The sequence below is a fragment of the Bradyrhizobium sp. LB8.2 genome, from assembly GCF_040548035.1.
GTDB lineage: Bacteria > Pseudomonadota > Alphaproteobacteria > Rhizobiales > Xanthobacteraceae > Bradyrhizobium.
In genome coordinates this window covers 245,713-258,892 of sequence record NZ_JBEPQV010000002.1, presented here as the reverse complement: position 1 = coordinate 258,892, position 13,180 = coordinate 245,713, and the positions used below count along the sequence as shown (strand labels likewise).

The 13,180-nt window shown below is 63.8% G+C and carries 12 protein-coding genes; all 12 read left to right on the top strand.

What is annotated here, in order from left to right:
* The 12 genes from ABIB06_RS03565 (at window position 1) to ABIB06_RS03510 (ending at window position 13,144) form a co-directional block, all read left to right on the top strand.
* Window positions 1–1,077: an aldose epimerase family protein gene (locus ABIB06_RS03565; RefSeq protein ID WP_354044346.1), complete on the top strand. Its 1,077-nt coding sequence runs from the start codon at window positions 1–3 to the stop codon at window positions 1,075–1,077.
* A complete protein-coding gene (locus ABIB06_RS03560; RefSeq protein WP_247350272.1) occupies window positions 1,077–1,955 on the top strand; it encodes an SMP-30/gluconolactonase/LRE family protein in 879 nt (292 codons plus the stop codon). Before ABIB06_RS03565 ends, ABIB06_RS03560 begins: the two co-directional genes overlap by 1 nt.
* Before the next feature lie 73 nt (window positions 1,956–2,028).
* The gene (chvE, locus tag ABIB06_RS03555) at window positions 2,029–3,102 is read left to right on the top strand and encodes a multiple monosaccharide ABC transporter substrate-binding protein (RefSeq protein WP_247350094.1); all 1,074 of its coding nucleotides are present in this window, start codon (window positions 2,029–2,031) and stop codon (window positions 3,100–3,102) included.
* 231 nt (window positions 3,103–3,333) lie between these two features.
* The gene (mmsA, locus tag ABIB06_RS03550) at window positions 3,334–4,911 is read left to right on the top strand and encodes a multiple monosaccharide ABC transporter ATP-binding protein (protein WP_354044341.1); all 1,578 of its coding nucleotides are present in this window, start codon (window positions 3,334–3,336) and stop codon (window positions 4,909–4,911) included.
* Window positions 4,908–6,098 carry a multiple monosaccharide ABC transporter permease gene (mmsB, locus tag ABIB06_RS03545; protein WP_354044338.1) on the top strand — a complete coding sequence of 397 codons (1,191 nt, stop codon included), beginning with the start codon at window positions 4,908–4,910 and terminating at the stop codon, window positions 6,096–6,098. The genes mmsA and mmsB overlap by 4 nt, the downstream gene beginning before the upstream one ends.
* 109 nt (window positions 6,099–6,207) lie before the next feature.
* The gene (locus ABIB06_RS03540) at window positions 6,208–6,873 is read left to right on the top strand and encodes an HAD family hydrolase (RefSeq protein WP_354044334.1); all 666 of its coding nucleotides are present in this window, start codon (window positions 6,208–6,210) and stop codon (window positions 6,871–6,873) included.
* 8 nt (window positions 6,874–6,881) lie between these two features.
* On the top strand, window positions 6,882–7,832 hold the full coding sequence (locus tag ABIB06_RS03535; RefSeq protein ID WP_354044330.1) for a sugar-binding transcriptional regulator: 951 nt from the start codon (window positions 6,882–6,884) through the stop codon (window positions 7,830–7,832).
* Between the two features lie 350 nt (window positions 7,833–8,182).
* A complete protein-coding gene (locus ABIB06_RS03530) occupies window positions 8,183–9,496 on the top strand; it encodes an ABC transporter substrate-binding protein (RefSeq protein WP_354044327.1) in 1,314 nt (437 codons plus the stop codon).
* Between the two features lie 91 nt (window positions 9,497–9,587).
* Window positions 9,588–10,460, top strand: coding sequence for a carbohydrate ABC transporter permease (locus ABIB06_RS03525; protein ID WP_354044324.1), 873 nt, complete (start codon window positions 9,588–9,590; stop codon window positions 10,458–10,460).
* A 3-nt stretch (window positions 10,461–10,463) separates the two neighbouring features.
* A complete protein-coding gene (locus ABIB06_RS03520; protein ID WP_354044320.1) occupies window positions 10,464–11,294 on the top strand; it encodes a carbohydrate ABC transporter permease in 831 nt (276 codons plus the stop codon).
* Window positions 11,295–11,310: 16 nt separating this feature from the next.
* Complete coding sequence (locus ABIB06_RS03515; protein WP_354044316.1) at window positions 11,311–12,318, top strand: ABC transporter ATP-binding protein; 1,008 nt, start codon at window positions 11,311–11,313, stop codon at window positions 12,316–12,318.
* 52 nt (window positions 12,319–12,370) lie between these two features.
* Window positions 12,371–13,144, top strand: a complete 774-nt coding sequence (locus ABIB06_RS03510; RefSeq protein WP_354044313.1) for an SDR family NAD(P)-dependent oxidoreductase — start codon at window positions 12,371–12,373, stop codon at window positions 13,142–13,144.
* The last annotated feature ends 36 nt before the right edge of the window (window positions 13,145–13,180 follow it).

Here is a 13,180-nt window from a genome sequence, read left to right as displayed (position 1 = left end):
ATGGCTGGCGCAAAAATAGAAAAAGACGTCTTCGGAACACTGCCGGACGGCCGTAGCGTGGAGCGCATCGTGCTGCGCGAGGAGAGTGGGTTCGAAGCGCGCATCATCACCCACGGCGCGGTGATTCAGGCTCTGATCGCGCCGGACGCGAGAGGCGGCTATGACGACGTCGTGCTGGGTCACGATGCGTTCGCCGGCTATCTCGCCGAGCGGAAGTTTTTTGGCGCCACCGTGGGCCGCTATGCCAACCGCATCGCCAACGGACAATTTTCGCTGGACGGCGAGACGGTGCAGCTTCCCGTCAACAACGGTCCGAACGCGTTGCATGGCGGCCTCGACGGATTCGACCGCAAGCTCTGGGAGATTGCGGAGATCGACGACGGCGCCGAGTCGGCGGTGACGCTGACCTACACGAGCCCGCATGGCGAGGAGAACTATCCCGGCCGGCTCGACGTCCGCCTGACCTATCGCGTCACCGGCCCGAGCGAGCTGTCGCTCACCATGGAGGCGCGGACCGACCGGCCGACCATCGTCAACCTGACCAATCACAGCTTCTTCAATCTGGAGGGCGCGACGTCAGGCACACCCGTTCTCGATCACAAGCTGACGGTCGCCGCCGAACATTTCCTGGCGATCGATCCCACCGCCATTCCGCTTCCTGAGCCGCCGCGCAGCGTTGCCGGCACACCGTTCGACTTCCGCGACGCCCAGGCCGTCGGCGCGCGCATCCGCGAGAGCGATCGGCAATTACAGAACGGCAAGGGCTACGACCATACCTACTGTCTTGGCCGCGACGGCAAGCTTGCGCTCGCGGCGCGGCTGGAGGCGCCGCGCTCGGGGCGGATCATGGAGCTGTTCACCGATCAGCCCGGTCTTCAGGTCTATTCCGGCAACTATCTCGACGGCACGATCTCGGGGAAGGGCGGCAAGCTGTATCGCCAGTCGGACGCGATGTGCCTGGAGCCGCACATGTGGCCCAATTCACCAAACCGGCCGGATTTTCCAAGCCCGCGCCTCGATCCAGGCGGGGTCTATCGCCATCATACCGTCTATCGCTTTGCGGTGAGGTCGCCATGATGGAGCAGGTGCCGACGTCTGTCCTCTCGGACGATCCCTGCCATCTCGGCGAGGGACCGACCTATGACGCGACCACCGACACGGCCTGGTGGTTCGACATCCGCGAGGGGCGGCTGTTCGAGGCGCAGCTCGGCCGTGGCAGCATTCGCGTCCATGCGCTCGGCCGGATGGCGAGCGCGCTCGGGCGCATCGATGCCGAGCGCCAGCTGATCGTTGCGGAAGATGGACTCTACATCCGCAAGCTCGCCGACGGTGCGATGGCGCTGCTCTGCCCGCTCGAAGCCGACAATCCCGCGACGCGCTCCAATGATTGCCGCGTGCACCAATCCGGCACGTTCTGGATCGGCACCATGGGCCGCAAGGCCGAGCGAGGGGCTGGCGCGATCTATGCGTTCCATCGCGGCAAGATCTCGACGCTGTTTCCCGGTATCAGCATTCCCAACTCGATCTGTTTCTCGCCCGATGGCGCCACAGGCTACTTCACCGACACCGCACGCGCCGTGCTCTATTCCGTGCCGCTCAATCCGGCGACCGGCCTTCCGCGCGGCGAGCCCGAGGTGCTGCTGCGCCATACCGGCATCGGCGGCCTCGACGGCTCGGTGTGCGACGCAGATGGCCAGATCTGGAACGCGTGCTGGGGCGCAAGCCGCATCGATGTCTACTCGCCGCAGGGCGAGCGCCTGCGCTCGATCAGCGTGCCGGCCAAGCAGGCAAGCTGCCCCGCTTTCGTCGGCCCTGATTTATCGCGCATTCTCGTCACCTCGGCGTGGCAGGACATGGACGCGGCGGCGCGCGCCGCCGATCCGCAGGCCGGCTGCACCTTTCTGTTGGAGGCCTCCGCGCATGGTCGCGCGGAGCCGGACGTCAAGCTCGCATAGGAGGCCCGAAGCAGCTCATCGCCACGTTCTCGACGAAGCCAAGAAACAGTCTGACACCATAAGGGAGTGAAACATGCTGAAACTGAAGACGACATTCCTCGCGCTGGCGCTGGCCGGCGCCGCGACGATGGCCGCGGGCGTCACCGCCTCAGCCCAGGACAAAGCAACGGTCGGCATCGCCATGCCGACCAAATCGTCGGCGCGCTGGATCGACGATGGCAACAACATGGTCAAGGTGCTGAAGGAACGCGGCTACAACACCGACCTGCAATATGCCGAGGACGACATTCCGAACCAGCTCTCGCAGGTCGAGAACATGGTGACCAAGGGCGCCAAGGCGCTGGTGATCGCCGCGATCGACGGCACCACGCTCTCCGACGTGCTCAAGCAGGCCAAGGCCAAGGGCATCACCGTGATCGCCTATGACCGCCTGATCCGCGGCACGCCGAACGTCGATTACTATGCGACCTTCGACAATTTCCAGGTGGGCGTGCTCCAGGCCGAGTCGATCGTGCAGGGCCTCGGCCTCAAGGATGGCAAGGGTCCGTTCAACATCGAGCTGTTCGGCGGCTCGCCCGACGACAACAATGCCTACTTCTTCTACAACGGCGCGATGAGCGTGCTGAAGCCGTACATCGACAGCGGCAAGCTCGTCGTGGCTTCGGGCCAGATGGGCATGGACAAGGTCGCGACCTTGCGCTGGGACGGCGCCACCGCGCAGGCTCGCATGGACAATCTGCTCAGCGCCTACTACGGCAACAAGAAGGTCAATGCGGTGTTGTCGCCGTATGACGGCCTGTCGATCGGCATCATCTCCTCGCTGAAGGGCGTCGGTTATGGCAGCGCCGGCCAGCCGATGCCTGTCATCTCGGGCCAGGATGCCGAGGTGCCCTCGATCAAGGCGATGCTGCGCGGCGACCAGTATTCGACCATCTTCAAGGACACCCGCGATCTCGCCAAGGTGACCGCCGACATGGTCGACGCCGCGCTTGCCGGCAAGCAGGTCACCGTCAACGACACCAAGACCTACGAGAACGGCGCCAAGACCGTGCCGTCCTACCTGCTCAAGCCGGTCGTGGTCTATAAGGACAATTGGGAGAAGGTCCTGATCGACAGCGGCTACTACAAGAAGTCACAATTCCAGTAAGACTTTATCTCCTTCGCCCTCGCCCCGCTCTCGCGGGGAGAGGGCGGGGTGAGGGGCCATCTCCGTACGGGCAGTGATTGCTATGCACTCCGTCATTGCGAGCGCAGCGAAGCAATCCAGTCTTCCGCCGCGGAGAGAGTCTGGATTGCTTCGCTGCGCTCGCAATGACGATGTGGATGCCGCGATATCATCCCCGCAAGATGGGGAGAGGTTGAACAAGGGACAACGACGATGACCGCAATGCTGGAGATGCGCAACGTCAGCAAGAGCTTTTCCGGCGTGCAGGCGCTGCGCGACGTCAACTTCTCGGTTGACGCCGGGCAGATCCACGCCCTCGTCGGCGAGAATGGTGCCGGCAAGTCGACGTTGATGAAGGTGCTCAGCGGCGTGTATCCGGCCGGCAGTTACGAGGGCACCATCATCTTTGATGGCGCGGAGCGGCGCTTTCGCGACATCAACGATTCCGAGGCGCTCGGCATCATCATCATCCATCAGGAGCTGGCGCTGATCCCGCTGATGTCGATTGCCGAAAACATCTTCCTTTCGCATCCGCCTTCAAGACTTGGCGTCGTCGATCGCGACGAGGTGTATCGGCGCACGCGGGAACTCCTCGCGCAGGTTGGCCTCAAGGAATCGCCGGATACGCTGATCACCGATCTCGGCGTCGGCAAGCAGCAACTCGTCGAAATCGCGAAGGCCCTGTCCAAGCGGGTGCGGATGCTGATCCTGGACGAGCCCACCGCCAGTCTCAACGAGGCTGACAGTGCCGCGCTGCTCGAACGTCTCGTGGCCTTCCGCGAGCAGGGCATCGGCTCGATCCTGATCTCGCACAAGCTGAACGAGGTCGCCCGCGTCGCCGACCACATCACCGTGCTGCGCGATGGCCGCACCGTCGATGGCATCGACTGCCGCGCCGAGCCGATCCAGGAAGACCGCATCATCCGCAGCATGGTCAACCGCGATCTCGCCCACCGTTTCCCGGAGCGTAGCGCAAAGATCGGCGAGCCCGTCCTCACCGTCGAGAACTGGTCGGTCTACCATCCCATCCATCCCGAGCGGCAGGTGATCAAGAACATCGATTTCGGCGTGAAGCGCGGCGAGGTCGTCGGCATTGCCGGATTGATGGGCGCCGGCCGCACTGAATTCGCCATGAGTCTGTTCGGTCGGTCCTGGGGCACTACCATCAGCGGTCGCATCCGGCTCGAGGGCCATGAGATCGTGCTGCCGAACGTCGCGGCCGCGATCGACGCGGGTCTTGCCTATGTCACCGAGGACCGCAAGCAGCTCGGCCTGATCCTCGCTGACGACGTTCGCAAGAACATCACGCTCGCAAGCCTCGACCAGGTCGCGCCTCGCCGGGTGATCGACGACATCGCCGAGCTGAAGGTCGCCAGCGACTATCGCAACCGCATGCGCATCCGCTGCTCCGACGTCTACCAGGAGACCGGCCAGCTCTCCGGCGGCAACCAGCAGAAGGTCGTGCTGTCGAAATGGCTGATGACGGACCCCAAGGTCTTGATCCTGGACGAGCCGACGCGGGGCATCGACGTCGGTGCCAAATACGAGATCTACTGTATCATCAACGAGCTTGCGGAGGCCGGCCGCGGCGTGGTGGTGATCTCCTCGGAGATGCCCGAGCTCCTCGGCATCTGCGACCGCATTTGTGTCATGAACGACGGCGCCTTCGTCGGCGAGTTCCCGGGCACTGAAGCGACGCAGGAAAAGATCATGCGCGCCATCATGCGCAACGATAGAAATTATGGAAGCAGCGTCCTTGCGGGCGCGGAGATGGGAGGATCGCAGCCATGACCGACAAGACGGTATCGCTGCCCGAGGAGCGCCGGCACGGCAGCTTCATCAAGAACAATTTGCGCAATTACGGCATGCTGATGTCGCTGGTCGCGATCATGCTGTTCTTCCAGGTCATGACTGGCGGCACGCTGCTGCAGCCGCTCAACCTGACCAATCTGGTGCTCCAGAACAGCTACATCGTCATCATGGCGCTGGGCATGCTGCTGGTGATCGTCACCGGCCATATCGACCTCTCGGTCGGCTCGGTCGCGGGCTTCGTCGGCGCGGTGGCCGCCGTGCTGATGGTGACGTACAAGATCGACTACACGCTCGCTTTCATCGCCTGTCTGCTGTTGGGCGCGGCGATCGGCGCCGCGCAGGGCTATTGGGTGGCCTATTTCAAGATCCCGTCCTTCATCGTGACGCTGGCCGGCATGTTGGTGTTCAAGGGACTTGCGCTCGCGGTGTTGCAGGGCCAGTCGCTCGGACCGTTTCCGGCGACCTTCCAGAAATTGTCGTCGGGCTTCATTCCGGAGATGCTGCCCGAGGCCGGCACGCTGCATCCGACGTCCATGCTGATCGGTGCCGTGCTCGCGCTCGGCCTCGTCTATGCCGGCGCCAAGGGTCGCTCGCGCGAGCAGTTGCACGGCATCGAGGTCGAGCCTTACGCGTTCTTCCTCGGCAAGAGCATTCTTCTGGCCTGCGCCGTGCTCTACTTCACCTATCTGATCGCCTCGCATCGCGGCCTGCCGAACGTGCTGGTCATCATGACCGCGTTGATCGCGCTCTACGGCTTCGTCACCCGCCGCACCGTGATTGGCCGGCAGGTCTACGCGGTCGGCGGCAATGCGAAAGCCGCAAAGCTGTCGGGCATCAAGACGGAACGGTTGACCTTCCTCACCTTCGTCAACATGGGCGTGCTCGCCGCGCTCGCCGGCCTCGTCTTCGCCGCGCGCCTCAACACCGCAACGCCCAAGGCCGGTCTCGGCTTCGAGCTCGACGTCATCGCCGCCTGCTTCATCGGCGGCGCGTCGGCCTATGGCGGTGTCGGCCGCGTCGGCGGCGCCGTGGTTGGCGCCATGATCATGGGCGTGATGAACAACGGCATGTCCATCCTCGGCATTGGCATCGACTACCAGCAGGTCATCAAGGGACTGGTGCTGCTCGGGGCGGTGTGCATCGACGTGTATAATCAGCGCAGGTGACGCCGCGCAGCCGGGATGGAGCCCGGGCTACGGTTTCCTGCCGCGGCATTGCCGGGTCGCCGTATGCTGAGCTATTGCCCATGAGTTGGGTATATGATCGAATGGCCGGATGGACCAGGGCCGGCCAAAACCCGATCTGATCATCTTCGACTGCGACGGCGTGCTGGTCGATAGTGAGCTGTTGAGCTGTCGCTGCTTGTCCGACGTGCTGGCCGAATGCGGCATCGCGCTCAGCGTAGAGCAGGCGCTCGAACTCTTCCTCGGGCGCAGCACCAAGGCGGTCGTGCAGCATTATCGGGATCTCGGACAGGTCGTGCCGGAGGGCTTTCTGCCACGCTTGAAGTCGCATGTACTGACGACATTCGCGGGTGCGCTTCAACCAATTCCCGGCGTCGCCGATGTGATCTCCGATTTGCGCGCGCCGTTTTGCGTGGCGTCGTCCAGCGACATCGACCGCGTCTCGTTGTCTCTTGACGTCACCGGCCTGCGGGCGCATTTCGGCGACCGGATCTACACCGCGCAGATGGTCAGGCACGGCAAGCCGGCGCCCGATCTGTTTCTCCACGCGGCGGCGAAGATGGGTGCGGAGCCCGCGCGCACGCTGGTGATCGAGGACAGCGCCAGCGGCGTGCAGGCGGGAAAGGCGGCCGGCATGACCGTCTGGGGATTTGTCGGCGGCAGCCATTATCGCGGCCGCGACGGGCAGGCTATATTGTCGGGTGCGGGGGCCGACCGAGTGTTCGCGCGCATGATCGATTTCTGGAAGGACGCCTGACGCCCGCCATGGCCGCTGAGAACGAAAAGTCCAGGCTCGATGACGCCGCACGCGCCGGCTGGCTCTATTTCATTGCCGGTCACACCCAGGACGAAATCGCAAAAATGCTCCAGGTCTCGCGCGCGTCGGCGCAGCGGCTGGTCTCGCTGTGTCTCGCCGAGCGGCTCATCACCTTCCGGCTCGAACATCCCATCGCAGCCTGCATGGAACTTGCGGCGCGGCTGAAGGAACGGTTTGATCTCGTCCATTGCGAGGTGGTGCCGGCCGATCCGGCGGCGCCGCAGGCCACAGCGGGCATTGCCGAACGCTGCGCCAATCTGCTCGATGCCACGCTGCGTTCGGAGACGCCCGTCATCGTCGCGCTCGGCACGGGCCGGGCGGTGCGCGCCGCGGTCGAGCGCGTCACGCCGATCGACCGGCCCAACCACCAGATCGTCTCGCTGGTCGGCAACATCTCCGCCGACGGTTCTGCGAGCTTCTACGATACCGTCGGCCGGCTCGCCGATCGCACCGGCGCGCGGCACTATCCGATGCCGCTGCCGTTCCTGATGTCGTCCGAGGACGAGCGCAACAAGATGGTGCGGATCGAGCCGATCGCCAAGGTGAAGGCGGTCGCGAGCAAGGCGGATTTGCGCCTCGTCGGCATCGGCCAGATGGACCAGAAGGCGCAGGTCCACGTCGACGGCTTCGTCACCCGCGACGAATTGTTCGAGATGATGCGGCAAGGGGCGATCGGCGAAATCACCGGCTGGGCCTATGATTCCAAGGGCCGCCTGCTCAAAGCCGGCACCAACAAACGCTTGACCAGCATTCCGCCGGAAGTGCCGGCAAAAACCACGACGATCGGCGCCGCAGTCGGTGCGGCCAAGGTGGCGGCGATCGCGGCGGCGCTGAACGGGCGGTTGATCAACGGGCTCATTACCGACGAGACGACCGCAAGGGCAATTATCGAGCGCTGAGGCAGAGCTAGCGCGACGGCGGCCTTGCTCTCCCTCTCCCGCTTGCGGGAGAAGGCCGGGGAGAGGGTCTCTCCGCTGGCAAGACTCCCCAAGAGGAGAAAACCCTCACCCGCATCGCATCTTCGATGCGATACGACTTCTCCCGCAAGCGGGAGACGTGGAGCAAGTTGCGTGCGCCCGGCTCGAGCAACGGCCACCCCACTCGCGGCACACGACACCATCTCCCGCACCGCAGCACTCATAAGTTGCGCGAACGCCCTCGCGCCTGCTTGACAACGGTCCGCCCTCGGTTGAACATACGCCCAACGCGTGGGCATATGCTCAAAAGCGCGATCCTAGGGAGGTCACCCGTGAAACACGTCCTTGGCGCCGTCTGCGGCGCGTCTTGCCTGTTGCTGGCCGTCCCCGCGATGGCCGAAACGACCCTGACGATCGCCACCGTGAACAACGGCGACATGATCCGCATGCAGGGTTTGACGGCTGAATTCACCAAGAAGAACCCCGACATCACCGTGAAATGGGTGACGCTTGAGGAGAACGTGCTGCGCCAGCGCGTCACCACCGACATCGCCACCAAGGGCGGCCAGTTCGACGTGCTCACCATCGGCACTTATGAGGTGCCGATTTGGGCCAAGAAGGGCTGGCTGGTGCCGCTCGCCAATCTCGGCGCCGATTACGACGTCGCCGACCTCCTGCCCAAGATCAAGGATGCCGTCTCCGTCGATGGCAAGCTCTATGCCGCACCGTTCTACGGCGAGAGCTCGATGGTGATGTACCGCACCGACCTGTTCGACAAGGCCGGCCTGAAGATGCCGGAAAAGCCGACCTGGGATTTCGTCATCGACGCCGCCAAGAAGCTCAGTGACAAGAGCGCCGGCGTCTATGGCATCTGCCTGCGCGGCAAGGCCGGCTGGGGCGAGAACATGGCGTTCCTCTCCGCCATGGCCAATTCCTACGGCGCGCGCTGGTTCGACGAGAAGTGGCAGCCGCAGTTCAACACCCCGGAATGGAAGGCGACGCTGTCGACCTATGTCGACCTGATGAAGCAGGCCGGCCCTCCCGGTGCGAGCTCGAACGGCTTCAACGAGAACCTCGCGCTGTTCAATGCCGGCAAGTGCGCGATGTGGATCGACGCCACGGTCGCGGCGTCCTTCGTCACCAACCCGAAGGACTCCAAGGTCGCCGACAAGGTCGGCTTCGCGCTCGCGCCCAACACGGGCCTGGGCAAGAACGCCAACTGGCTGTGGGCCTGGAATCTCGCGATCCCCGCGGGCTCCAAGAAGACGGAAGCGGCCGAGAAGTTTATCGCCTGGGCGACGAGCAAGGACTATACCAAGACCGTCGCCGCGAAGGAAGGCTGGGCAAATGTGCCGCCGGGCACGCGGACCTCGCTCTACCAGAACCCGGATTATCTGAAGGTCGCCCCATTCGCCAAGCTGACGCTGGCCTCGATCGATGCGGCCGATCCGAACAAGCCGACCGTGAAGCCGGTGCCTTACGTCGGCGTGCAATATGCGGCGATCCCCGAATTCCAGGGCATCGGCACGCAGGTCGGCCAGCAGTTCTCGGCCGCGCTTGCGGGCTCGATGACGGTCGATGCCGCGCTCGCCGCCGCGCAGTCCGCAACCGAGCGCGAGATGAAGCGGGCCGGTTACATCAAGTGAACCCGAGCTCTCCCTCCTGAGCTCAGACTTGCGGCCATCCACCCGCTAGGGATGGATGGCCGCCTTCTTCCCGCAAGCGGAGAAGCCAAGAATGGCAACCCGGCAGACGCAGCTTCTCGCACGGACGCTCCTGACGCCTGCGGTCGGGCTGCTGTTCATCTGGATGATCGTCCCGCTTGCGCTGACGCTCTATTTCTCGACGCTGCACTACAGTCTGCTCGATCCCGGCTCGGAATCATTCGTCGGGCTGGAAAACTTCCGCTACTTCCTCACCGATCCCGCGTTCCTCGCGTCGCTCCAGAATACGCTGGTGCTGGTCGGCTCGGTGCTGGCGCTGACCGTCCTGCTCGGAATTCCGCTGGCGCTGCTGCTCGACCAGCCCGTGATCGGCCTTAACATCGTGCGGCTGATGGTGATCGCGCCGTTCTTCGTGATGCCGACGGTGAGCGCGCTGGTCTGGAAGAACCTGCTGATGCATCCGGTATCCGGGCTGTTTGCCTGGATCGCCTCGATGTTCGGGTTGACGCCGATCGACTGGTTTACCGACGCGCCGCTGTTTGCGGTGATCCTGATCGTGTCCTGGCAATGGCTGCCGTTCGCGACGCTGATTTTGCTCACTGCGATGCAGTCGCTCGACGAGGAGCAGAAGGAAGCCGCCGAAATGGACGGCGCCAGCGCGGTCTCGACCTTCATCTACATCACGTTGCCGCACCTCGCGCGTCCCATCACGGTGGTGATCCTGATCGAGACGATCTTCCTGCTCACCGTCTTTGCTGAAATTTACGTCACCACGGGCGGCGGCCCGGGACTGTCGACCACCAACATCGCCTTCCTGATCTATTCGCAGGCACTGATCCAGTACGATGTCGGCACCGCCTCGGCGGGCGGCCTCGTCGCTGTCGTGATCGCCAACGTCGTTGCCTTCTTCCTGGTCCGCATCGTCGGCCGCAATCTGGAGGCATGAGACATGGCGCGTATGGCGACGAGGCGGCGGGTCGTGGTCTCGACGATCGGGGCGTGGTTTTTCGGCTTCCTGATCTTCTTCCCGATCCTCTGGATGGTGCTGGCGAGCTTCAAGACCGAACTTGAGGCCTTCGCGATTCCACCATCCTTCCTGTTCTTCCACTGGACCACCGAGAACTACGCGACCGTGCAGGAGCGCAGCGACTATTTTCACCACGCGCTGAACTCGATCATCATCGCCGGCGGCTCGACGCTCATTGCGCTTTTGATCGCCATTCCCGCCGCCTGGTCGATGGCGTTCTCGCCGACCAAGCGCACCAAGGACATCCTGCTCTGGATGCTCTCGACCAAGATGATGCCGCCGGTCGGCGTGCTGGTGCCGATCTACCTGATCTACAAGTCCTTCGGCCTGCTCGATTCCCGCATCGGCCTCGTCTTCATCCTGTGCCTCGGAAACCTGCCGATCGTAATCTGGATGCTCTTCACCTATTTCAAGGAGATCCCGCGCGACATCCTGGAAGCCGCGCGCATGGACGGCGCCACCATCGGCCGCGAGCTGGTCTATGTCCTGACGCCGATGGCGATCCCGGGGCTCGCATCGACCATGCTGCTCAATCTGATCCTGGCCTGGAACGAGGCGTTCTGGACGCTCAATCTGTCGACCTCGAACGCCGCGCCGCTCACGGTGTTCATCGCGTCCTATTCGAGTCCGGAAGGATTGTTTTGGGCCAAGCTGTCGGCGGCTTCCACGCTGGCGATCGCGCCCATCATCGTCCTTGGTTGGTTCAGCCAGAAGCAGCTCGTGCGCGGGCTCACCTTCGGCGCGGTAAAGTAAGAAGGGCTGCCGGATCATGGGTCAGATCACACTTCAGGACGTGCAGAAATCCTTCGGCCCCGTGCACATCATCAAGGGCGCCGATCTCGAGATCGCGGACGGCTCCTTCGTGGTGTTCGTCGGACCATCAGGCTGCGGCAAGACCACGCTGCTGCGGCTAATCGCCGGGCTCGAGGACGTCTCCGGCGGCAAGATCCTGATCGACGGCAAGAACGTGGTCGATACGCCCCCCGCGAAGCGTGGGCTCTCGATGGTGTTCCAGTCCTACGCGCTCTATCCGCATATGAGCGTGCGCGGCAATATCGGCTTCGGCCTGAAGATGGCCGGCCTTTCCAAGGACGAGACCAACCGCAAGGTCGAGGCTGCCGCCGCGACGCTGAACCTCACGCCTTATCTCGACCGCAAGCCGCGCGAGCTCTCCGGCGGTCAGCGCCAGCGCGTCGCGATCGGGCGTGCCATTGTCCGCGAACCAAAGGCATTTCTGTTCGACGAGCCGCTCTCCAACCTCGACGCGGCTCTGCGCGTGCAGATGCGCATCGAGGTGACGCGGCTTCAGAAGCAGCTCGGCACCACCGCGATCTATGTCACCCACGACCAGGTCGAAGCCATGACCATGGCCGACAAGATCGTGGTGCTCAACGGCGGCAAGATCGAGCAATATGGCTCGCCGCTGGATCTCTACGAGAAGCCGGCCAACCTCTTCGTCGCCGGCTTCATCGGCTCGCCCAAGATGAACTTCGTCACCGGCGGGCACGCCTTGCAGAAGAGCGCAGCAACGATCGGCGTACGGCCGGAGCATCTCAAGATCGAACGCGACGGCACTGGCGGCTGGCAGGGCACGATCGCGGTCGCCGAGCATCTCGGCAGCGACACCTTCCTCTATGTCGATGCCGGTGAGCTCGGGATGCTGACGGCGCGCTACATCGGTGAATTGAGCCTGCACGCCGGCGACCACGTGTCGCTGGTGCCGGACCCCGCACGGATCCATCGCTTCGACGCGAGCGGCAACGCCATTCGAGGCTGACAAGAGACCGCAAGAAACGGCAAAGAAACGGCAAAGAAACGGAAATACCACCATGTACCTGGAAAAATTCAAGCTGACTGGCAAGACCGCGTTCATCACGGGTGGCGGGCAGGGCATCGGGTTCGCCTGCGCCGAGGCGCTGGCTGAAGCCGGCGCCAGGGTCGTCATCGGCGATCGCGACAGCAAGGTCGCCGACGGCGCGAAAGAGAGCCTGAAGGCGAAGGGCTACGACGCCGAGACGGCGATCATGGACGTGACCGACACCAGGCGCGTCGCGGAGGTCGCGAGCGATCTCGTCGCCCGCTATGGCAACGTCGACATCCTCGTCAACAATGCCGGCATTGCCCGTAGCGAGACGCCGGCGGAGACCGTGACCGACGAGCACTGGCTCAATGTGATCGACGTCAATCTCAACGGCACCTTCTGGTGCTGCCGAGAGTTCGGCAAGCACATGCTCAACGCCAAGCGCGGCGCCATCGTCAATGTCGGCTCGATGTCGGGTTTCATCGTCAACAAGCCGCAGGAGCAGTGCTTCTACAATGCCTCCAAGGCAGGGGTGCACCATCTCACCAAATCGCTGGCCGCTGAGTGGGGCGCGCGCGGCGTCCGCGTCAACGCGGTGGCGCCGACCTATATCGAGACGCCCCTCAACGCCTTCGTGAAGAGCAATCCAAGAATGTACGATGCCTGGATTGGTGGAACCCCGATGGCGCGGATGGGGCAGGTCGATGAGATCGCCTCCGTCGTACTATTCCTTGCCTCAGAGGCGGCGAGCCTGATGACCGGCAGCATTGTGCTGGTGGATGGCGGCTACACTTGCTGGTAGGCTTGCGTCAAAATTGACGAAGCGACCGGGAGCGAC